This is a genomic window from Streptomyces mutomycini (assembly GCF_001700505.1).
GTDB lineage: Bacteria > Actinomycetota > Actinomycetes > Streptomycetales > Streptomycetaceae > Streptomyces > Streptomyces mutomycini.
Genome location: NZ_MAPV01000040.1, coordinates 51436 through 71624, shown reverse-complemented (window position 1 = coordinate 71624; position 20189 = coordinate 51436). Strand labels below are relative to the sequence as shown.

Annotated in this window: 16 protein-coding genes and 1 pseudogene; 7 read left to right on the top strand and 10 right to left on the bottom strand. The window is 71.5% G+C overall.

Features of this window, described 5'->3' with window-relative positions; all coding sequences use genetic code 11:
• Nucleotides 1–107 precede the first annotated feature (107 nt).
• The 4 genes and pseudogenes from mgt to BFF76_RS06505 form a co-directional block, all read right to left on the bottom strand.
• Nucleotides 108–1265: pseudogene (gene mgt, locus BFF76_RS06520) on the bottom strand (macrolide-inactivating glycosyltransferase); the annotation flags it as partial.
• Nucleotides 1266–1329: 64 nt separating this feature from the next.
• Entirely contained in the window at nucleotides 1330–2628 is a 1299-nt protein-coding gene (locus BFF76_RS06515) for an ABC transporter substrate-binding protein (RefSeq protein ID WP_065847578.1), read from the bottom strand.
• Entirely contained in the window at nucleotides 2628–3467 is an 840-nt protein-coding gene (locus BFF76_RS06510) for a carbohydrate ABC transporter permease (protein ID WP_031095444.1), read from the bottom strand. Before BFF76_RS06510 ends, BFF76_RS06515 begins: the two co-directional genes overlap by 1 nt.
• A complete protein-coding gene (locus BFF76_RS06505; protein ID WP_053929280.1) occupies nucleotides 3464–4402 on the bottom strand; it encodes a carbohydrate ABC transporter permease in 939 nt (312 codons plus the stop codon). The genes BFF76_RS06510 and BFF76_RS06505 overlap by 4 nt, the downstream gene beginning before the upstream one ends.
• A 126-nt stretch (nucleotides 4403–4528) precedes the next feature.
• On the opposite strand from BFF76_RS06505, the gene BFF76_RS06500 reads away from it, so the two are divergent.
• The 3 genes from BFF76_RS06500 (at nucleotide 4529) to BFF76_RS06490 (ending at nucleotide 6491) form a co-directional block, all read left to right on the top strand.
• Nucleotides 4529–5395: a phosphotransferase enzyme family protein gene (locus BFF76_RS06500; protein WP_065847576.1), complete on the top strand. Its 867-nt coding sequence runs from the start codon at nucleotides 4529–4531 to the stop codon at nucleotides 5393–5395.
• Nucleotides 5396–5490: 95 nt separating this feature from the next.
• The gene (locus BFF76_RS06495; protein WP_053929278.1) at nucleotides 5491–6003 is read left to right on the top strand and encodes a hypothetical protein; all 513 of its coding nucleotides are present in this window, start codon (nucleotides 5491–5493) and stop codon (nucleotides 6001–6003) included.
• A gap of 134 nt (nucleotides 6004–6137) precedes the next feature.
• Entirely contained in the window at nucleotides 6138–6491 is a 354-nt protein-coding gene (locus BFF76_RS06490; RefSeq protein ID WP_065847574.1) for a DUF4333 domain-containing protein, read from the top strand.
• A gap of 24 nt (nucleotides 6492–6515) precedes the next feature.
• Here BFF76_RS06490 and BFF76_RS06485 read toward each other — a convergent pair whose 3' ends face one another.
• Nucleotides 6516–7244 (bottom strand): 3'-5' exonuclease, encoded by a 729-nt coding sequence (locus BFF76_RS06485; protein WP_031095609.1) that lies wholly within the window; start codon nucleotides 7242–7244, stop codon nucleotides 6516–6518.
• 79 nt (nucleotides 7245–7323) lie between these two features.
• On the bottom strand, nucleotides 7324–8556 hold the full coding sequence (locus tag BFF76_RS06480) for an SAV2148 family HEPN domain-containing protein (RefSeq protein ID WP_053929276.1): 1233 nt from the start codon (nucleotides 8554–8556) through the stop codon (nucleotides 7324–7326).
• Between the two features lie 381 nt (nucleotides 8557–8937).
• On the opposite strand from BFF76_RS06480, the gene glgX reads away from it, so the two are divergent.
• Nucleotides 8938–11091 carry a glycogen debranching protein GlgX gene (gene glgX, locus BFF76_RS06475; protein ID WP_065847572.1) on the top strand — a complete coding sequence of 718 codons (2154 nt, stop codon included), beginning with the start codon at nucleotides 8938–8940 and terminating at the stop codon, nucleotides 11089–11091.
• 97 nt (nucleotides 11092–11188) lie between these two features.
• Nucleotides 11189–13582 (top strand): malto-oligosyltrehalose synthase, encoded by a 2394-nt coding sequence (treY, locus tag BFF76_RS06470; protein WP_065847571.1) that lies wholly within the window; start codon nucleotides 11189–11191, stop codon nucleotides 13580–13582.
• A gap of 44 nt (nucleotides 13583–13626) precedes the next feature.
• Here the strand turns inward: treY and BFF76_RS06465 are convergent, their stop codons facing one another.
• On the bottom strand, nucleotides 13627–14193 hold the full coding sequence (locus BFF76_RS06465; protein WP_053929273.1) for a DUF1707 and FHA domain-containing protein: 567 nt from the start codon (nucleotides 14191–14193) through the stop codon (nucleotides 13627–13629).
• 235 nt (nucleotides 14194–14428) lie between these two features.
• The gene (locus tag BFF76_RS06460; RefSeq protein ID WP_031095615.1) at nucleotides 14429–15823 is read right to left on the bottom strand and encodes a GH1 family beta-glucosidase; all 1395 of its coding nucleotides are present in this window, start codon (nucleotides 15821–15823) and stop codon (nucleotides 14429–14431) included.
• Nucleotides 15824–16023: 200 nt separating this feature from the next.
• On the opposite strand from BFF76_RS06460, the gene treZ reads away from it, so the two are divergent.
• A complete protein-coding gene (gene treZ / locus BFF76_RS06455) occupies nucleotides 16024–17784 on the top strand; it encodes a malto-oligosyltrehalose trehalohydrolase (RefSeq protein ID WP_065847569.1) in 1761 nt (586 codons plus the stop codon).
• 78 nt (nucleotides 17785–17862) lie between these two features.
• On the opposite strand, the gene BFF76_RS06450 is transcribed toward treZ, so the two are convergent.
• Together BFF76_RS06450 and BFF76_RS06445 are read right to left on the bottom strand one after the other, a co-directional pair.
• On the bottom strand, nucleotides 17863–18993 hold the full coding sequence (locus BFF76_RS06450; protein WP_031095622.1) for an aminopeptidase P family protein: 1131 nt from the start codon (nucleotides 18991–18993) through the stop codon (nucleotides 17863–17865).
• A 93-nt stretch (nucleotides 18994–19086) separates the two neighbouring features.
• A complete protein-coding gene (locus BFF76_RS06445; RefSeq protein ID WP_065847567.1) occupies nucleotides 19087–19713 on the bottom strand; it encodes a nucleoside/nucleotide kinase family protein in 627 nt (208 codons plus the stop codon).
• 87 nt (nucleotides 19714–19800) lie between these two features.
• Between BFF76_RS06445 and BFF76_RS06440 the strand changes: the two genes are divergently transcribed.
• Nucleotides 19801–20187 carry a VOC family protein gene (locus BFF76_RS06440; RefSeq protein ID WP_031095626.1) on the top strand — a complete coding sequence of 129 codons (387 nt, stop codon included), beginning with the start codon at nucleotides 19801–19803 and terminating at the stop codon, nucleotides 20185–20187.
• Nucleotides 20188–20189 lie beyond the last annotated feature (2 nt).

Genomic DNA, 20189 nt, shown 5'->3' with positions numbered 1-20189 from the left:
GGGCGCGGGCGGCAGTCAGGAAGGACTCGCCACCGGGACCCCGATGGTCGCGGTACCGCAGGCCGTCGACCAGTTCGGCAACGCGGACATGCTCCAGGCCCTCGGAGTCGCCCGGCCCCGCCCTCCTTCGCCATCCGCTCCCGAATCCCCGCGAGCCTCTCGGCCACGTCCGGATCGTCCATCAGGGCGAGGACGGCGGCACGGAGTGAGGCCGCGTCCGCCTCCTCCTTCGGCAGGTGCCGGGCGACTCCGAGGGCCTGGAGCATGTCCGCGTTGCCGAACTGGTCGACGGCCTGCGGTACCGCGACCATCGGGGTCCCGGTGGCGAGTCCTTCCTGACTGCCGCCCGCGCCCGCATGGGTGATGAAGGCGTCCGCCTGCTTCAGCACGGACAACTGCGGGACCCACGAGTGCACCTCCACGCCCTCCGGCACGTCCCCGAGCGCCGAGGGGTCGACCTGCGCGCCGATCTGCAGCACCACGTGCCAGTCCGGCAGGTCGCCGAAGGCCTTGACGCACTCCCGGTAGAAGGCGGGTTCGTCGGTGTACGCGGATCCGAGCGAGACCAGCAGGACCTTCCCGGCGCCGGCCGGCCGCTTCCACTCCCCCTGGTCGGCCCGTTCGCCCTGGCAGGCTCCGACGAAGGTGAATCGCGTGTGGTCCACCCGGTCGGCGTTCGGCTGGAGCACCTCGGGGATCAGCACCAGGCCACGGCGCGGCCGGGCGACGAAGTCGTCGGGCGAGAGGCCGCCGAGGCCGTTCCCGGTGAGCCAGGCCGCGAAGCGCTCGAAGTAGGCGCGCCCCCTTTCGGTCTTCTTCAGCTCGGCGTTCATGGGCTCCCCCACCTCCTGCGCGTATCCCTCCCACGGGACCAGGTTGGGCCAGAGCTGGACGGCGGGTACTCCCCAGCGGTGGGCGAGGACACGGGCCGGGTAGGCGGTGATGTCGTGCAGGACGAGTTCCGGCTCATCCCCGTCGAAGGCGTCGGCGAGCTGCGGCAGGGCCTGGACGGCGTCATCGAGGAACGGCTCGATCCAGTCGATGGGTTCACTGCCCCAGCCCTCCGGATCGGTGGGCAGCGTGGAGGTGTAGATGACCGGCTCGGCGCCGGTGGCGGCGACCTTCTCCGCGAAGGAGGCCGGGACGGCGTAACTCACACGGTGCCCACGGGCGACGAGCTCCCGGATCACTTCGAGGCTCGGGTTCACGTGCCCGTGGGCGGCGATGGAGAACATGGCGATGTGGGCACGCGGCGGCGTTGTCATGCCACCAAATTAAGCGAGACGAGACGTCTCGTCCATTCGTTTTCGGTCCTGCGTCGCCTCCCGGTCAGCGCTGGTAACGGGCCAGCACCCGGTTCCCGTCGCCGACCAGGCGTTTCTTCAGCTCCTCGGTGTCGATGGCCCCGCTGTAGTACTCCTGGAGCGCGGGGGTCGCGACCTTGTCCTTCCACTCGGGATAGCCGCGCACGGACTGCGCGGGGGCGGGGCGCAGCGCCCGGGCGAGAGCGGTGCCGGCCGCCCAGCCGTTCTCCTCGGTGTGCAGCGCGGGATCCTCCAGCGCCTCGGTGCCGGTCGGCAGCATCCAGTCGCCTCTGGCCAGCCGCACCATGTTCGCGGGGCGCAGCAGGAAGTCGATGAACTGCACGGCCTCCTTCTTGTGCGGGCTGTCCTCGGCGACGGAGAGGGTCTGCGGGCTGACCCCCTGGGCGAGCCCTCCACTGCCCGCCGGAGTGGGGAGCACCGTCCACTCGAAGCCCTCGGGAGCCTGCTCGACGACCTGCTGACGGTAGGAGAAGCCCAGCGGGACCATGGCGTACTTGCCGCCGAAGAAACCGGGCAGCGTGTCCGAGCCGCCCATTCCGAGCGCCGGACGCGCCGCGCTGCCGTCGGAGTTGACCTGGTCCCGGACCGTACCGGGCATGACCCGGTCGCCCTCGTCGAAGCGGATGGTCACCTTGCCGTCCGCGCCGCGGTGGAAGAGCTGCCCGCCTGAGGAGAGGCCCAGGTTGAGGGTGACGGAGACCGGCTCCTTGAGCGGCCAGGCGACCCCGTACGTCCCCTTCTTCGTCAGCTTCTCGGTGACCTGGCGGAATTCCGCCCAGCTCCAGGGCTTCTCGGGGGTCGGGATCCGGACGCCAGAGGACTCGAGGATCTTGGTGTTGGCGATCAGGACCTTGGGTTCCTGGAGGAAGGGGACCCCGTAGACGCCGTCGCCGAAGGTGGTGGTCGCCCAGGACTGCTGCGGGATGTCCCCGGTCAGCCGGTCCGGCAGCAGGGTCCGCAGGTCGGCGAGGTAGCCGCCGTACGCGAAGTCCGCGAGGTCGTCCGAGGCGTCGTGGATGATGTCGGGCGCCTCGCCGCCCTCGAAGGAGGTGAGCAGCTGGTCGTGGACGTTGTCCCAGCTGCCCTGGACGTAGTCCACCTGGATGTCCGGGTGGGCCGCGTTCCATTCGCGTACGAGCTGCTTGTTGGCGTCGACGGACTCCTTCTGCCAGGCCAGCGACTGGAAGCTGAGCCGGATCACGCCGTCGGTGCCCGTGCGGCCGCCGTCTCCCGAACAGCCGGTCAGCAGGAGGGCGAGCGCGGTGGTCACCGCGGCGGCGAGCGAGGGCAGGCGGCGGCGCATCAGTGCTTCACCGCCCCGGCCGTCAGGCCGCCGGTGATGCGCTTCTGGATGACCGCGAAGAGCACGAGCGAGGGAAGGGTGGCGAGGAACGCGGCGGCGGCGAGCGGCCCGAGGTCGGCCACCCCCTCCGCACCCAGGAAGTGGGTGAGTACGACCGGCAAGGTCTGCTTCTCCGGTGTCTTGAGCAGGACGAGTGCGAAGAAGAACTCGTTCCATGCGGTGATGAACGCGAAGAGTGCGGTGGCGACGATCCCCGGGGCCAGCAGCGGCGCGGTGACCGAGACGAGGATCCGCGCCTTCCCGGCCCCGTCGACGGCGGCTGCCTCCTCCAGCTCGGGCGGCACGGCCCGTACGTACCCGGCGAGCATCCAGAGCGCGAAGGGCAGCGACCAGACGACGTACACCAGGATCAGTCCCCACAGCGAGTTGATCAGGTGCAGGTACTTGAGGACCAGGAACAGCGGAATGATCACCAGGACGAAGGGAAACGCCTGACTGACCACGACCCAGCCGGTGGCAGCGGTGGACAGCCGCCCCCGGTGGCGGGCCATCACATATGCCATGGGCGTGGCGATGACGACCGCGATCAGAGCGGCGCAGAGCGCGGCGGTGAGCGAGTTGGCCGCGGCCCGGAGCAGCGGCTGCTCGTCGAAGGCCTGCCGGAAGTTGTCCAGCGTCGGATCCTCGGGAATCCACGTCGGGTGCAGCGACCCGAGCTCACGGGCCGGCTTGAAGGCCGTGGAGATCAGCCAGAGGAAGGGGAAGGCCAGGAAGACGAGGTAGCACAGGAGCGCGGCGTACTGTCCGGCGCGCGCGGTTCTGCCCGTACGGAGGCTCATGCGTCCTCGCCTCCCCTGAGCCGGCCGACGAGGTAGAGGGCGAGCAGCACCGAGATGACGGCGACCATCACGCATCCCATCGCGGCTGCGTAGCCGAACTGTCCGTAGCGGAAAGCCTCTTCGTAGGCGAAGAGCATGGGCAGCCGGGTGCGGCCCCCCGGTCCGCCGCTGGTCAGGACGTAGACCAGGGCGAAGGAGTTGAAGTTCCAGATGAAGTTGAGCGCGCTGATCGCGAGGGCCACCGGTCTGATGGCCGGCCAGGTGACCGTGCGGAAGCGGCGCCAGGCCCCGGCTCCGTCGAGGGCGGCCGCCTCGTGCAGTTCGTGCGGGGTGTTCTGCAGCCCGGCCAGCAGCGCGACGGTGGTCTGCGGCATTCCGGCCCAGATGCCGACGATGATCACGGCGGGCAGCGCGGTGGCGAGGCCGGTCAGCCAGTCCCTGCCGTCGCCGAGGCCGAGATCGCGGATGGTCTCGTTGAGGATGCCCGCGTCGGGGTTGTAGACCAGGCGCCACATGATTCCGACGACGACCTCGGGCATGGCCCAGGGGATGATCGCCAGCGCCCGGGCGAGCCAGCGCATCCGCAGGTTCGCGTTGAGCAGCAGGGCGAGGCCGAGGGCCAGCACGAACTGCGGCACCGTGACCCCGACCGCCCACAGCAGGCCGATCCGGAAGGAGTCCCAGAACAGCGTGTCGTGCAGAAGGTCCTGGAAGTTGAGGAGACCGACCCACTGGGTGGAGCGGGTGCGGCCCGACTGTGCGTCGGTGAAGGCCAGCATGATGCCGTACAGCAGGGGGCCGACGCTCAGGATCAGGATCGGGATCAGAGCGGGCAGTACCAGGAACCAGGTGGCGCCGTCCCGTCGGCGGCCGTCACCCCGTCCGCCCTCGGGGGCCTTGCGCCCGGACCGCGTCATCGCGGTCGCCAGTGTCATGAATTCGACCCCTTCGCTGCCCTTGGATCGGTTTCATCCCTGTATTGCCGCCCGGGCGGCCCCCGTCATCGTGCTGACGGGCCGCCCGTTCGTCAAGGTGGCCTGCGGGGATGAGAAAATCGGGCCATGGACGAGATGCGCGCACGCGAGGTACTGACTGCCGCCGGGCTGCCCGACGGCGCGGAGCTCCTCGCGCTGGGCGAGAACGCGGTGTTCGGCGTCGGCGACCTGGTGGTCAAGGTCGGCCGTGACGCCACGCACCACCCGGAGCTGCGGGAGCGGGCCGAGCGCGAGGTGGCCGTCGCCCGGTGGCTCGCCGATTCGGGCGTACCCGCCGTACGCGCCGCCGAATCCCCGGCCCGCCTGGTCGAGGGCCACCCGGTGACCCTCTGGCACCGGCTGCCCGGCGCCGTGCGCCCGTCCGAACCTCGCGATCTGGCCCCGTTGCTCACCCAGATCCACGCACTGCCCGCCCCGGATCACTTCACGCTGCCCCGTCGTGAGCTGCTCGGCGGCGTCGAGCGCTGGCTTCGGCTCGCGGGCGACGCGATCGACCCCGCCGACGCCGACTATCTGCGCGGTCGGCGCGACGGCTTCGCGAAGGCCGCTGCGGCCCTCACCCCGCATCTGACTCCGGGCCCCCTCCACGGCGACGCGCTCCCCCGCAACGTCCACGTCACCCCGGACGGTCCGGTCCTGGTCGACCTGGAGACCTTCTCCGCCGACCTGCGCGAGCACGACCTGGTGGTCCTCGCACTCTCCCGCGACCGCTACGGCCTCCCGGCCCCCGCCTACGACGCGTTCACCGAGGCGTACGGCTGGGACGTACGCACCTGGGAAGGATGCGCGGTACTGCGCGGCGCGCGGGAGACGGCGAGCTGCGCCTGGGTCTCCCAGCACGCCCCGGCGAACCCCAGGGCGCTGGAGGAGTTCCGGCGCAGGGTGGCATCACTGCGCGAGGACGACCCCGAGGTTCGCTGGTACCCGTTCTGAGGGCTCTCCCCGTCGCGGAATGCCGGGTACGCTCGGCGCGTCGCGCGGGGCAGCTTTTCTTGCACCGTCAATCCGGGCCCTCGTAGGTTGACTTCATGGGACTCCTCGACAAGATCACCGGAACCAGGCACCCCGACGCCGGAGTGGTGTCACGCCCGGCCGAGGAGTTGCGGAGAGCCCTGCTCGGCCTCAACGGGCCGGATGTCCCCTACGTCATCCGCGACGGCGCGGCGCATGACGCCGATCTGGTGGCGGAATGGCGGATCGACGAGCCCGCCTGGCAGACCTTCTTCATCGGATCCCGGCTGACGCACGCCGTCCGGATCCGGATGCGCCTGGCCGATGAGGGCACTGAGGTGCGCGCGGTCGAAGAGCAGTGGGAGGTCACCCGCGTCGGGAATCCGCCACGGTTCCGGACTTCGGCGGCGTACTCACGCGGCGCCGGCAGGACCGTCAGCCGCCGATGGACGCTCCAACGCGGGGAGAGCGGCCGCCTCGAAGCGACGGAGACGTTCAGCTTCGACAGCGCACAGCTGACCGGCCCCCTGCGGAACACCGCCCTCGAGTCCGGCTGGACCTGGCGCGGAGTGATCTTCGGGAAGCTGTGAGACAGACCGGGGCCCGCTCGACCGGCCTGCGGCTGCAGGGCCCCGCTCTCCCGGCCGGTGGCTGGGGGTTCCGGGAAAGCGGCGCCACGTATGCTTCCCCGCGACTGCCTTGATCATCCGGAATGGAGTCCCACATGACCATTGCCCGCCTGCCCGCGGCCAAGTGGAGCTTCTCGGCCATGGCCGCCGGTGTGCTGCTCGTCGGCTGCTCGGCGTCGGTCGGTGTCGGGAACTCCGAACCGAAACTGTCCGCGGACGAACTGGCCACCACGGTCTCCGAGAAGCTCGCCCTGACAACGGGGCAGCCGAAGCCTGACATCGCCTGTCCCGAGGACCTCGTCGGGAAGGTCGGCACCACCACCCACTGCACGCTCACGGCGGACGACGGCAGCACCCTGGGCGTCTCGGTCAACGTCACCTCGGTAGACGGAGAACAGATCAACTTCGACATCAAGGCCGACGAGACGGCTTCACCGGCACCGAACTGACGGCCCCGGGGGCCTGATCCCCTCTCACCCGTCCGCGGGCTGCCGCCTCCGGGGGATGAGCGGCCAGGCCGCTTCGACGACCGCCGCCGGATCCGCCGTGCGCCGCAGGTATGCCTGCAAGGAGAGGGACTGCTCGGCCGCCGCATGCACCTGAAGGCCGTGCAGGTCCGGCAACGGCATCACCCCGACGGGCTGGTGTCTCTCCCCCATGCGCCGCACCACGCGGGCAGCGGCGACGGCGTCCGCCCTCGCGTCGTGGGCGTCGTCGAGCGTCACCCCGTAGTGGGCGCACAGCGCGTGGAGGGCCCGCTTCCCCTTCCGGTACTTGTCGACGTGCTTGTCGATCACCAGCGGGTCGATGACGGGCGAGGGCGCGTCACCCAGTCGCTCGCTGACCGATTCGACCGCGTACCGCAGGCACTCCCGGTCGAGCAGGGACAGGTCGTAGCGTGCGTTCATCACCACCAGCGGCGTCCCCGAGCGCAGCCCGTCGGCGACCGCTCGTGTGATCTCCTCGACCGCCGAGGCGGCCGGCGCCCCGTGCTCACGGGCGCGTTCCGTCGAGATGCCGTGGATCGCCGATGCCTGCTCGGGTATGGCCACACCGGGGTCCAGCAGCCAGGTCCGCTCCTCGGACACCGATCCGTCCGCCTCCAGCCGGATGACCGCCGCCGTCACGATGCGGTCGGTCTCGACGTCCGTCCCCGTGGTCTCCAGGTCGAACGCCAGCAACGGCCCGCTGATCCAGCTCATCCCGTACCTTCCCTCTGTGGTGCGTTCCCCCGAGTGATGACCACCCTCGCACGCGCCACTGACAACGCCGGAACGGGCGTCAGGAGACGGGCCGGGAGTCCGTCCAGACCGACTCGAACTCCTCGCGGTACGTCTCGAAGAGGCCGTGCTCGCTGTCCTGCCCCACCCTGACCACCGCGCGCCCGCCGCCCCGCAGCACCAGTACGGGCGCCTCCATGCCGCGTGCGCGGCGCAGATACGGCTGGACGACACCGACCGCGTCGGGGCCGTCGCCGTCCACCAGATAGGCCGTGAAGCGGGGCGTCTCGTCGAAGACGTGGATCTGGAAGGCGCCCGGGTCGCGGAGCTTGGAGCGGACCCGGCGCATGTGGAGGATGTTCATCTCCACCGAGCGGCTCAGCTCGCCCTTCTTGAGCCCCAGTTCACGCTCCCGGCGTTTGACCGCGCTGCTCGCCGGGTTGATGAACAGCAGCCGGACCCGGCAGCCCGACTCGGCGAGCCGCACGAGCCGGCGTCCCGAGAAGTTCTGCGTGAGGAGATTGAGCCCTATCCCGATCGCGTCCAGCCGGCGCGCGCCGCCGAACAGGTCCTCCGCGGGCAGCTGACGCTGCAGCCGCACCCGGTCCGGGTGGACGGAGACCACGTCGGCGTAGCGGTCGCCGACCAGCTCCTCCACGGCGTCCACGGGCAGCCGGTCGGCGGACGGGACGGCGGCCCCGCTGCCGAGGATCTCCAGGAGCCGCGCGGAGGCTCTCTCCGCCTGGGCCAGGACCGCTTCGTTCAGCGCACGGTTGCGGGAGACGACGTTGCGCGCCACCTCCAGCTCGTCCAGTGCGAGTTCCACCTCGCGGCGGTCGTCGAAGTACGGCTCGAAGCAGGGCCAGTGCTGGACCATCAGCTCACGCAGCTGCGGCAGCGTGAGGAAGCTGAGGACGTTGTCGTCGGCCGGATCGAGCAGATAGCCCTTGCGGCGCGAGACCTCACGGACCGCGACGGCACGCTGCACCCACTCCTGCCCCGCGGGCCCGGCGGCGGCCACCACCCAGTCCTCGCCGTGCACCGGCTCGTAGATCGGCCGGATCACGGCGGAGACCACGGCGCGCAGCCGCTGTTCCACCAGATTCAGCCAGATGTACGCACGACCCGCCCGCTGGGCCCGTGTGCGCACCTCGTTCCAGGAATCCGCTCCCCAGTCCAGCTCAGCACCGATCTCCATGGGCTGCGCGAGGGAGACGGCCCCCGGCGGGGCATCGGTCGATTCCCCCTCGTGACCTGCGTCACCTGGGGGCAGCTCGAACCCTCCCGAGCTCACCCGTGTACCGCCTTCCAGTCCCCCACCAACGATCAAGGAAGGGTACTCCGGTAGCGGGAGCCGGTGCAGCCGGATGCACAGGGTCCTTACTCAACTCCCCTATGTCGCAGGCCCGTTCCTTGCGGCGAGATCAGGTGGAGTGAGATGGTTCATAGCGATTACGCACCCCCTCGCCTGCCGTGAACCGGACGGAGGAGCCGCCCGGCCGCCCGGGCCCCCTGTCCGGGCGACACCGAGGTGTCCCAGGTTGACCGGCGCGGCGGGATCGCGTCGACGGGACCCGGCCGCACCGGCCGACGTACTAGGTACAGGGCCGTCTTTCGGGGAGTATCGGGGCGAAAACCCCCCAGCACCCGGATCAGAAGTGGAAGAGTCCTATCTATGCAGGTCTGGCCGGGACACGCGTATCCGCTCGGCGCCACGTACGACGGCGCCGGAACCAACTTCGCGGTCTTCTCGGAGGCCGCCGACCGAATCGAGTTGTGTCTGCTGCACGACGACGGTTCAGAAACGGCGGTGGAGCTCCGCGAGACCGACGCGTTCGTCCGTCATGCATATCTGCCCGGGGTGATGCCGGGGCAGCGCTACGGCTTCCGGGTGCACGGGCCCTACGAGCCCCAGCACGGGCAGCGCTGCAATTCGGCAAAACTTCTCCTCGATCCGTACGCACGTGCGATCTCGGGGCAGATCCAGTGGGGCGAGGCGGTGTACGGCTATCCGTTCGGCAAGCCGGACGAGCGCAACGACCTCGACTCGGCCCCGCACATGATGAGTTCGGTCGTGGTCAATCCGTACTTCGACTGGGGCGACGACCGCCGCCCGCGCACGGACTACCACCGCACGGTGATCTACGAGGCCCATGTGAAGGGCCTCACGATGCTCCACCCGGGACTGCCCGAGGAACTGCGCGGCACCTACGCGGGGCTCGCGCATCCGGAGATCATCGCCCATCTGACGGAGCTCGGTGTCACCGCGATCGAGCTGATGCCGGTGCACCAGTTCGTCCAGGACCACCGTCTCGCCGACGCCGGTCTGGCCAACTACTGGGGCTACAACACCATCGGCTTCTTCGCCCCGCACAACGCCTACGCCTCCTGGGGCGACCGCGGCGAACAGGTGCTGGAGTTCAAGCAGGCGGTGAAGGCGCTGCACCAGGCGGGCATCGAGGTGATCCTCGACGTGGTCTACAACCACACGGCCGAGGGCAACCACCTGGGCCCGACGCTCTCCTTCCGGGGCCTGGACAACGCCTCGTACTACCGCCTGGCCGACGACCAGAAGTACTACATGGACACCACGGGCACGGGGAACTCGCTGCTGATGCGGTCGCCGCACGTCCTGCAGCTGATCATGGACTCCCTGCGGTACTGGGTGACCGAGATGCACGTGGACGGCTTCCGCTTCGATCTGGCCGCGACACTGGCACGCCAGTTCCACGAGGTGGACCGGCTGTCCTCCTTCTTCGACCTCGTCCAGCAGGACCCGGTGGTCAGTCAGGTGAAGCTGATCGCCGAGCCCTGGGACGTGGGCGAGGGCGGCTACCAGGTGGGCAACTTCCCGCCGCTGTGGACCGAGTGGAACGGCAAGTACCGGGACACGGTGCGCGACCTGTGGCGGGGCGAGCCCCGGACCCTCGCGGAGTTCGCCGGGCGCCTCACGGGCTCCTCCGACCTCTACCAGGACGACGGCAGGCGCCCGCTGGCCTCGATCAACTTCACCACCTGCCACGACGGTTTCACGCTGCACGACCTGGTCTCGTACAACGACAAGCGCAACGACGCCAACGGTGAGGGCAACCGGGACGGCGAGAGCCACAACCGCTCGTGGAACTGCGGCGCCGAGGGCGACACCGAGGACAAGGAGGTCCTGGAGCTGCGCAGCCGTCAGATGCGCAACTTCATCGCCACCCTGATGCTCTCCCAGGGCGTGCCCATGCTGAGTCACGGCGACGAGTTCGCCCGGACGCAGCGGGGCAACAACAACGGCTACTGCCAGGACAACGAGCTCTCCTGGGTCCACTGGCCCGACCCCGCCGCCGCCTCGCGCGCCGAGGACGACGACGACGCGGGCGGTACGGACACCAGCCTGCTGGAGTTCACCCGGGCCATGGTCTGGCTGCGCCGCGACCATCCGGTCTTCCGCCGCAGGCGCTTCTTCCACGGCCGTCCGGTGGAGGGCACGCACGACGAGCTGTCCGACATCGCGTGGTTCACCCCCCGGGGTGAGGAGATGACCCAGCGGGACTGGCAGGCGGCACACGCCAAGGCCATGACGGTCTTCCTGAACGGCCACGCCATCTCCGAGCCGGGCCCGCGCGGTGAGCGGATCGCCGACGACTCCTTCCTGCTCATGTTCAACGCGGGCGCGGAGACCCTGGAGTTCACCGTGCCGACGAACCACGGCAAGCGGTGGCAGGTCGTGGTGGACACGGCCGTGCCGGACGGGGTGCCGCCGGGTGCGGGGCCCAAGGTGTCGGCGGGCGAGCGGGTCACGCTGATCGGGCGGAGTCTGACGGTGCTCAAGCGTCCGGCCTAGGCCGAAGGGGTGACGGGCACCGGGCGGGCGCCACCCGGTCGGTGCCCGGTGGCCCGGAAGGTGGGAGAGCGGCGCCGGGCTGGGTACGTACGAGTCCATGACGCCCACCGCCACGTACCGGCTCCAGCTCCAACCGGACTTCCCGTTCGCCGCCGCCGCCGACGCCGTGCCGTATCTCGCCGGGCTCGGCGTCTCCCATCTGCATCTGTCCCCCGTCCTTGAGGCCGTACCCGGTTCCGGGCACGGCTACGACGTCGTCGACCACAGCACCGTGCGGGCCGAGTTCGGGGGCGAGGAGGGCCTGCGGGAGCTGGCCGGTGCGGCACGCGCCCACGGCCTCGGGATCATCCTGGACATCGTGCCGAACCACATGGCCGCCGCGCCCCGGCACAACCTGCCGCTGTGGGAGGTGCTGCGCGAGGGCCCGGAGTCCCCGTACGCCCGCTGGTTCGACATCGACTGGGCGGCGGGCGGCGGGAAGGTGCTGCTGCCCGTGCTGGCGGGGCGCGTCGGCGAGGAGAGCGGCAGCTTCGAGCCGGGCACCCGCGGCGACGGGACCCCCGTGCTCCGCTACGGCGACCTGGAGTTCCCCCTGCGCGAGGGGACGGCGGACCTTCCGCTGCCGGAGCTGCTGGCCGCCCAGCACTACCGGCTCGCCTGGTGGCGGCTGGCCAGGACCGAGCTGAACTACCGGCGGTTCTTCACCATCTCCGATCTGATCGGCGTCCGGGTGGAGCACCCGGAGGTCTTCGCCGCCACCCACGGCAAGATCCTGGAGCTGGTCCGCGACGGAGTCGTCGACGGGCTGCGCATCGACCATCCGGACGGGCTGGCCGACCCGGCCGCGTATCTCGGGCGGCTCGGCGACGGGAGCGGGGGCCGGTGGACGGTGGTGGAGAAGATCCTCACCGGTTCCGAGTCCCTGCCGGCCGGGTGGGCCGTGGCGGGGACGACCGGTTACGACGCGCTCCACCGGATCGACGGTCTGTTCACCGACCCCATGGGCGCGGCGGACCTGCTCGGCCGCTACCGGGACTTCGCGGGACCGCCCGGGGACCGCGGCGGCTACTGGACCGCGACGGTGCGGCGTGCGGCGTACCGCGTGGTCACCCATGAGCTGGCCGCCGAGACGGAGTGGCTGACCCGCCTGGCCCTCGAGGTGTGCGCGGGGGACACCGCACTGCACGACCACGCACCGTGGGCCCTCCGCACGGCGGTGCGCGAGCTGCTGGTGCGGGTTCCCGTCTACCGGCCGTACGTGACGGCGGGCGGTCCGCTCACGGAGATCGCGGAGTCGACGCTGCCGGCCGAGGCGGTGCGGGACGCCAAGGCCGTGTTCTCGGTCCCCCGGGAGGCGGAGGCAGTCGACGTGGTGCGGGATCTGGCGCTGGGCCGCCTCGGCGACGGGCCGGAGCACGCGGCGTTCTGCGCCCGGTTCGCACAGACGGCGTCCGCGCTGCACGCCAAGTCGGTGGAGGACACCGCGTTCTACCGGTACGTCCCGCTGATCTCGGCGACCGAGGTGGGCGGCGACCCCGGCCGGCCGGCGGTGAGCCCGGAGGAGTTCCACGCCTTCTGCGCCCGTATCGCTCGGGACTGGCCGGCGACCGGCACGGTGCTGACCACCCACGACACCAAGCGCAGCGGAGACGTACGGGCCCGGATCGCGGTCCTGTCCGAGTGCCCGGAGCGGTGGTCCTCGCTGGTGGCGCAGCTGTCCAGGTCCGCGCCCGTGCCGGCTCCCGATCCCCAGCTGGCCTGGCAGGCCTGGCAGTCGGCGTACGGCTGCGCGGGCCTGCCCGCCGGTGAGATGACGGGCAGGCTGGAGCCTGCTCTGCTGAAGTCCGTGCGCGAGGCGGGCCTGTTCACCAGCTGGACCGAGCCTGATCCGGTCTACGAGCGGGCGGTGACCGACTTCGTGGCGGCCGGCCCGGGCAGCGACGCGGGTGAGGCGCGGTCGATGATGACCAGGTTCGCGGACGCCCTCGCCCCCTTCGCACGGGCCAACGTGCTCGGTGCCGCCCTGGTGCACCTGACGATGCCCGGCGTGCCCGATCTGTACCAGGGCACGGAGCGGGAGTACATCGCACTGGTCGACCCGGACAACCGGCGTCCGTTCACCAAACCCTCCGGGGGCGAAAGCGAGAAGGCCGCGCTGACCACGACCGCGCTGCGTCTGCGCCGTGAGCGCCCGGGGCTCTTCGGCGAGTCGGGCGTCTACACACCGCTGGCGGCCCGGGGACCCGCGGCCGCGCACTGCCTGGCCTTCTGCCGGTCCGGTGAGGTGGTGACCGCGGTGACCCGGCTGTCGCTGCGGCTCGACGAGGAGGGCGGCTGGCGCGACACGGAGCTGGCGCTGCCCGACGAGGGCCCGTGGACCGATCTCCTCTCGCCCGGAGGGGAGTTCACGGGACCTGTGGTCACCGTGGCGCGGCTCTTCGCGGACCGGCCGGTGGCGCTTCTCGTCAGGGCGGCGCCGGGACAGCAGTGAGAATCCCGGGCACGGCCGCGGGGCTTCCTGTCCGTGGGAGGGATTCAGGCCGGGGGCACGGGCGGCGAAGCGCTGAGCCGGAACGTCATCCGGCCGAAGCTCACCTGGTCGCCGTCGCTCACCACGACGGACCCGACGACCCGCTGTCCGTTGACGCACGTGCCGTTCGTCGAGCCCAGGTCGCGCAGGATCCACCGGCTGCCGTGCGCGGTCAGTTCGGCGTGCAGCCGTGACACCGTCTCGTGGCTGAGCCGGAGTCCGTTGCCGGGATCACGGCCGATACGCAGCGGGTGGGGGCCGGGCACCGGCAGGAGCAGTCTGGGCAGCCGCTCGGACTGCCACGCCCTGCGGACCCGGGCCGGAAAGGCGGAGACGCCGCCCACGGCGCGGAACAGACCGCGGGACCAGCGACCGCCGGAGTCCAGATCGGAGGTGAGCGCCGCCAGCTCTTCGGGCCGCCGGGCCGTCAGGACCAGTTCCATGCGCCGCAGGAAGGTGTCGTGGGAGAGCTTCCCCTGCGCGGCGCCGTCTCTGAGCACATCGAGAACACGGTCGCGCTGGGCGTCCGACAGCCGCGCGGGATACGTGTAGGGCTCGAAGGAGGACGTCACGGTACCGATTGTCGGGCCGACAGGCCCGAGGTGTCCAGACGATGCCCGTTTCCGGCCTACCTGACCTGCGTGGCAGCGGACGGATACGGCCCGCCGCCCGCCGGGAGGCCGCTGTTTCACCGGCTGCCCGCGCCGTGACCGCCGGTCCGGCGCCCGGTCCGGCGGTCCGTCGCGGGCCCGACGGGCCGGGGTCGGCTCCCGGTGGCCGCCGCGTTCGCCCGGACCTGCCACCGCGTCATCCGGGAGCGCGTTCACCCGGTGTGAGCGCCGGACCGGGGGTGCCGCCCGTGCGCTGCGCGCGGATCACGTCGCGGTACCAGGCATAGGACTCCTTGGGGGTCCTGCGCAGGGTCTCGTAGTCGATGTGGACCAGGCCGAACCGCTTGCTCGCGCCCTCGGTCCACTCGACGTTGTCGGTCAGCGACCAGGTGAAGTAGCCGCGCACGTCGACGCCCGCGTCGATGGCCGTACGCAGTGCTTCCAGATGCCCTTCCAGGAAGGCGATGCGGCGTCCGTCGGCGACGGGCTCGTCGACCGCGCAGCCGTTCTCCGTGATGTAGACGGGCGGCAGCCGGTCACCGAAGCGGTCCCGCAGCCGGCCGAGTGTGTCGGCCAGCCCCTGGGGGACGACGGGCCAGCCGAAGTCGGTGGTGTCGTACCCCTCGATCTCGCGGATGCCGAAGGGGAGCCCGGCGGGCATCGGGTAGCCCGAGAAGGAGTCGAGCGCCCCTGGCCTCGGCGCGCCCACCAGGGTGGGGTTGTAGTAGTTGACGCCGTACCAGTCCAGGGGTGCGGAGATGACCTTGAGATCGTCCTCGACCGGTCCCGGCATCAGGGCGTCGAAGCCTTCGCCGGGGTAGCGGCCGGTGAGGACCGGGTCGGCGAACAGCCAGTTGGTCAGGGTGTCGTAGAGCTCCGCTCCCGTACGGTCCTCGTCGGTGTCCCCGGCCGTCCAGACGGGGGTGTGCGAGAGCGCGATGCCGATGTTCCCGGCGCCGGCGGCGCGCAGCGCCCGTACGGCCAGCCCGTGCGCGAGCAGTTGGTGGTGGGCCGCCGGCAGCGCGTCGAAGAGGAGTGTGCGGCCGGGGGCGTGCTCGCCCAGCGCGTAGCCGAGCAGCGTCACCTCGGCCGGTTCGTTGATGGTGATCCACATGGGGACCCGGTCGGCGAGGCGTTCGGCGACGATTCCCGCGTACTCGGCGAAGCGGTAGGCGGTGTCCCGGTTGAGCCAGCCGCCCGCCTCGTCCAGCGGGAGCGGGGTGTCCCAGTGGTAGAGAGTCGGGGCGGGGGTGATGCCGTGGGCGCAGAGTTCGTCGACGAGCCGGTCGTAGAAGTCGAGTCCGGCGGGGTTGAGCGAGCCGCTGCCGCCGGGCACGACCCGGGGCCAGCTGATGGAGAAGCGGAAGGCGTCCGCGCCGAGTCCGGCGAGCAGGGCGACGTCCTCGCGGTAGTGCTCGTGGAAGCCGGTGCCTCGGGTGGTGTCGGTGCCGTCCTTGATCCGGCCGGGCTGGGCGGCGAAGGCGTCCCAGCCGGAGGGCCCCTTGCCGTCGGTGTCGTAGGCCCCCTCCGTCTGGAAAGCGGAAGCGGAGGCGCCCCACAGGAAACCGGGTGGGAAGCTCGGCACGGTCATCTCGGCCTCCAGCAGCCGTGGGAGGGACCTCGTATTACTGCCCGGGCTAGCGAATGAGCAGAACCCGGTAGGGCAATGATCAGGACCAGACCCTAACGGCCAGTTACGGGCTCGCTCCAGTGTCCCGGGGCCGGCGTCGAGAATTCCGTCGATCATGGGGCCTCCGGCGAGGCACCGGGTGCACGGACGAGGAGTGGTGGATGCAGTTCGAGGTGTGGGCCCCCGAGGCCGGGTCGGCCGTGCTGTGCACGGCGGGCGGCCGCCTGCCGATGGACCACGACCCGCTGCGTGCGGGCTGGTGGACGGCGGAGGCCGAGGCGGCGGACGGTGACCGTTACGGCTTCTCGCTGGACGAGGGGCCCGTGCTGCCCGACCCGCGCTCCCGCCGCCAGCCGGACGGGCCCGACGGCGAGAGCGCGGTCGTCGACCATGACGCGTACGCATGGCGCACCACGTGGGCCGGCCGCGGGCTGCCCGGCGCGGTCCTGTACGAGCTGCACGTCGGCACGTTCACCGGAGCGGGCACCTTCGACGCCGCGGCCGAGCGGCTCGGCCAGCTCGTGGACCTCGGCATCACCCATGTGGAGCTGATGCCCGTCTGTCCGTTTCCGGGCGCGCACGGATGGGGTTACGAGGGGGTGTCCCTCTGGGCGGTGCACGAGCCCTACGGCGGCCCGGAGGGACTGAAGCGCTTTGTCGACACGGCCCACGGTCTGGGTCTCGCGGTCGTCCTGGACGTGGTCCACAACCACCTGGGCCCCTCGGGCAACCACCTCCCGGCCTTCGGCCCGTACTTCACGGACACCCACCACACCCCCTGGGGTTCGGCGGTCAATCTCGACGCCCCGGGGTCGGACGAGGTGCGCGCCTACCTGCTGGGCAGCGCACTCGCCTGGCTGCGGGACTACCGCCTGGACGGCCTGCGCCTGGACGCCGTCCACGCACTGGCCGACGGCAGGGCGCTCACCTTCCTGGAGGAGCTCTCCACGTCCGTCGACGCCCTCGCCTCGGAGCTCGGCCGGCCGCTCGGGCTGATCGCGGAGTCCGACCTCTGCGACCCTCGTACGACGACTCCGCGCACGGAGGGCGGCATCGGGCTGCACGCCCAGTGGAACGACGACTTCCACCACGCCCTGCACACCGCGCTCACCGGCGAGTCCCAGGGCTACTACGCCGACTTCGCGACCGCCCCGCTGGCCGCCCTCGCCAAGACCGTGACGAAGGCGTTCTTCCACGACGGTACGTACTCCAGCTTCCGGGGCCGCGCGCACGGCCGCCCCGTCGACGCGGCCCGGACGCCCGCCCACCGTTTCGTCGGCTACGCCCAGACCCACGACCAGGTCGGCAACCGTGCCCTCGGTGACCGGCTCGCCGCCGGGCTCTCCCCGGGGCTCCAGGCGTGTGCGGCGGCGCTCGTGCTGACCGGGCCGTTCACCCCGATGCTCTTCATGGGCGAGGAGTGGGGCGCCCGCACCCCCTGGCAGTTCTTCACCGACCACACCGATCCGGATCTCGCCCGCGCCGTACGCGACGGCAGGCGGCGGGAGTTCGCGGCGCACGGCTGGGCCGAGGAGGACATCCCCGATCCGCAGGACCCGGCCACCAGGGCCCGCTCCTGCCTCGACTGGAGCGAACCGGAGCGTGAGCCGCACACCCGGCTGTACGCCTGGTACCGCGAGCTGATCGCCCTGCGCCGCACCCTGCCGGACCTCTCCGATCCGGACCTGGCGTCGGTGCGGACGGCGTACGACGAGGAGGCCCGCTGGATCGCCTACCGCAGGGGTGACCTGCGGATCGCGGTCAACCTCTCGGGGAAGCCCGCGGCCATCCCGCTGGGCGCCGGCCGGCACCGGGCCGGCGGGGGCAGGGTGCTGGCCGCCTGGGAACCGGCCGGGGCCCCGGGTGCGGACGGGCTGCTGCACCTGCCCCCGGAGTCGTGCGTGGTGCTGGCCGACGAGTGAGTGCCGCGAGCACCGCGCTCAGCGCGGGTTGCGACCGGCGGGCGCCCGGTCCGGCAGAGGCCCTCCTCTTCGGCGGGCCTACTCGACGACCGCCATCTCGCGCGCGGTGGTGTTCAGCCGCCTGCCCCCGGTCTCCGTGACCGTCACGATGTCCTCGATGCGGACACCGAAGCGGCCGGGGAGGTAGATGCCCGGCTCCACGGAGAAGCACATCCCGGGTACGAGCGGCTGCTCCTCGCCCTCGATCATGTACGGCGGCTCGTGGGTGGTGACGCCGATGCCGTGGCCCGTGCGGTGGATGAACCGTTCGCCGTAACCGAATTCGGTGATGACCGCACGGGCCGCCCGGTCGACGTCCTGGCAGGCCGCCCCCGGCCGCACGGCGTTGCAGCCGGCCTCCTGCGCCTCCCGTACGACGTCGTGGACCCGCTGCTCCTCGGCGGTGGGTTCACCGACGTGGACCGTGCGGGAGGTGTCGGAGCCGTAGCCGTGCTTCAGCCCGCCGAAGTCCAGGACGACCATGTCGCCCTGCTCGATGGTGCGCTCTCCCGCCTCGTGGTGCGGGTTGGCGCCGTTCGGGCCCGATCCGACCACGGTGAAGTCGACCTGCGAGTGCCCGTGCTCCATGAGGAGCGTCGCCAGGTCGGCGGCCACGTCGCTCTCCCGCCGGCCGGAGAAGCGGACCTTCAGGATCCGCTCGTACGTGGCGTCGGCCGCGGCCCCCGCCGCGGCGAGCCGCTCCAGCTCGGCCGCGTCCTTGACCGCGCGCAGCATCGGCAGGGCATCGGTGAGCGAGGCGTATGAAGTGTCGGGGAGGAGCTTGTGCAGGGCCAGCAGATGCAGCGCCCAGGCGTTGTCACTGATGCCGAAACGGCCCTTGGCGTCGAGCAGTCCGGCGGTCAGGGTGTAGGGGTTCGCGGCGTCGGTCCAGTCCCGCAGCGTCAGGGCGGGGGAACCTGCCGCCCGTTCCGCGTCCGCCGCCTCCAGGGCCGGGACTACGAGGACCGGGTCGTGCCCCGCCCTGAGTACGAGCAGGGTGAGGCGCTCGGTGTCGGCGGTCGGCCGGTAGCCGGTGAGGTGGACCATGTCCGGGCCCGGTGCCACGAGTACGCCGGCCAGACCCGCGGCGTCGGCGGACTCGGCGGCGCGGGTCATCCTGGCCCGGTAGTCGTCGGCGGTGAAGGGCGCGGGGTGGTCGGTGCTGGGCATGGGTACCTCCTGGCTGGACGCGACGCGGCACACAGCATCCTGCCCGGCCGCCGGGGCGGGCACCAGCGTGCTTCCACGCGTGCCGCGACCGGCTCAGCCGAGCCGTACGACGAGGTCGGCGCGGTCGCGGTGCCGGTCGACCAGCCGGGCGTTGCGCTCGTCGGACCCGGCGACCCAGCGCTCTGCATACGGGCGGGACTTGCCGAACCGCACGTGCCGGTCCACCAGCCTGCTCACCCGCAGTCCGGGGTCGGCGTCCAGGAACCACACCTCGTCCAGCAGGCCGCGCACCGGCGCCCAGGGCCCGTCGTCCAGCAGCAGGTAGTTGCCCTCGGTCACGACGAGCGGGATGTCCACGGGGACGCACAACGAACCGGCGACCGGCTCCTCCAGCGCCCGGTCGAAGGCGGGCGCGTACACCGGGCCGGGGCCTTCGGGCCGGCGCAGCCGCCTGAGCAGGGCCGCGTATCCGGCGGCGTCGAAGGTGTCGGGCGCGCCCTTGCGCTCCGCCCGGCCGAGGCGTTCCAGCTCCGCCCCGGCGAGGTGGAAGCCGTCCATCGGGACGAGCACCGCGCGTCCCTCGAGGGCTTCGACGAGCCCGGCGGCCAGCGTCGACTTCCCGGCGCCGGGGGCTTCCGCGATACCGAGGATGCGGCGGTCGCCCTGGGCGGCGAGGCTGCGGGCGCGCTCCGTCAGCGCGGCGAGGTCGCTCGTGTCCATGACGCGCATTCTCCCCGGAGGTGCCGGCCACGCGTCGGTGTTACGTATAACGTACGCACTGTCCGTACATCGAGCACGAGGATTCCCATGTCCCACATCGCCCTGGTCACGCTGGTCGTCCGCGACTACGACGAAGCCCTCTCCTTCTACACCGGCGCCCTCGGGTTCGAGCTGGTGGAGGACACCGACCGGGGGGACGGCTCCCGCTGGGTGGTCGTGCGGCCGCGCGGCACCACCGGCGCCGGACTGCTGCTGGCGCGTGCCGGGAACGGGGCCCAACGGGCGAGCGTCGGGGCACAGACGGGCGGCCGGGTCGGCTTCTTCCTGCACACGGAGGACTTCGCGGGTGACCACGAGCGGATGCGGGCCGCCGGGGTCCGCTTCCTGGAGGAGCCGCGGCACGAGACGTACGGTTCCGTCGCGGTGTTCGAGGACCTCTACGGCAACCGGTGGGACCTGCTGCAGCCGGCGTGAAG

Bases quoted from the DNA above. Each gene is read 5' to 3' on its own strand.
- BFF76_RS06515 (WP_065847578.1), bottom strand. From the start codon at position 2,628: ATGCGCCGCCGCCTGCCCTCGCTCGCCGCCGCGGTGACCACCGCGCTC.
- BFF76_RS06510 (WP_031095444.1), bottom strand. From the start codon at position 3,467: ATGAGCCTCCGTACGGGCAGAACCGCGCGCGCCGGACAGTACGCCGCG.
- BFF76_RS06505 (WP_053929280.1), bottom strand. From the start codon at position 4,402: ATGACACTGGCGACCGCGATGACGCGGTCCGGGCGCAAGGCCCCCGAG.
- BFF76_RS06500 (WP_065847576.1), top strand. From the start codon at position 4,529: ATGGACGAGATGCGCGCACGCGAGGTACTGACTGCCGCCGGGCTGCCC.
- BFF76_RS06495 (WP_053929278.1), top strand. From the start codon at position 5,491: ATGGGACTCCTCGACAAGATCACCGGAACCAGGCACCCCGACGCCGGA.
- BFF76_RS06490 (WP_065847574.1), top strand. From the start codon at position 6,138: ATGACCATTGCCCGCCTGCCCGCGGCCAAGTGGAGCTTCTCGGCCATG.
- BFF76_RS06485 (WP_031095609.1), bottom strand. From the start codon at position 7,244: ATGAGCTGGATCAGCGGGCCGTTGCTGGCGTTCGACCTGGAGACCACG.
- glgX (WP_065847572.1), top strand. From the start codon at position 8,938: ATGCAGGTCTGGCCGGGACACGCGTATCCGCTCGGCGCCACGTACGAC.
- treY (WP_065847571.1), top strand. From the start codon at position 11,189: ATGACGCCCACCGCCACGTACCGGCTCCAGCTCCAACCGGACTTCCCG.
- BFF76_RS06460 (WP_031095615.1), bottom strand. From the start codon at position 15,823: ATGACCGTGCCGAGCTTCCCACCCGGTTTCCTGTGGGGCGCCTCCGCT.
- treZ (WP_065847569.1), top strand. From the start codon at position 16,024: ATGCAGTTCGAGGTGTGGGCCCCCGAGGCCGGGTCGGCCGTGCTGTGC.
- BFF76_RS06450 (WP_031095622.1), bottom strand. From the start codon at position 18,993: ATGCCCAGCACCGACCACCCCGCGCCCTTCACCGCCGACGACTACCGG.
- BFF76_RS06445 (WP_065847567.1), bottom strand. From the start codon at position 19,713: ATGGACACGAGCGACCTCGCCGCGCTGACGGAGCGCGCCCGCAGCCTC.
- BFF76_RS06440 (WP_031095626.1), top strand. From the start codon at position 19,801: ATGTCCCACATCGCCCTGGTCACGCTGGTCGTCCGCGACTACGACGAA.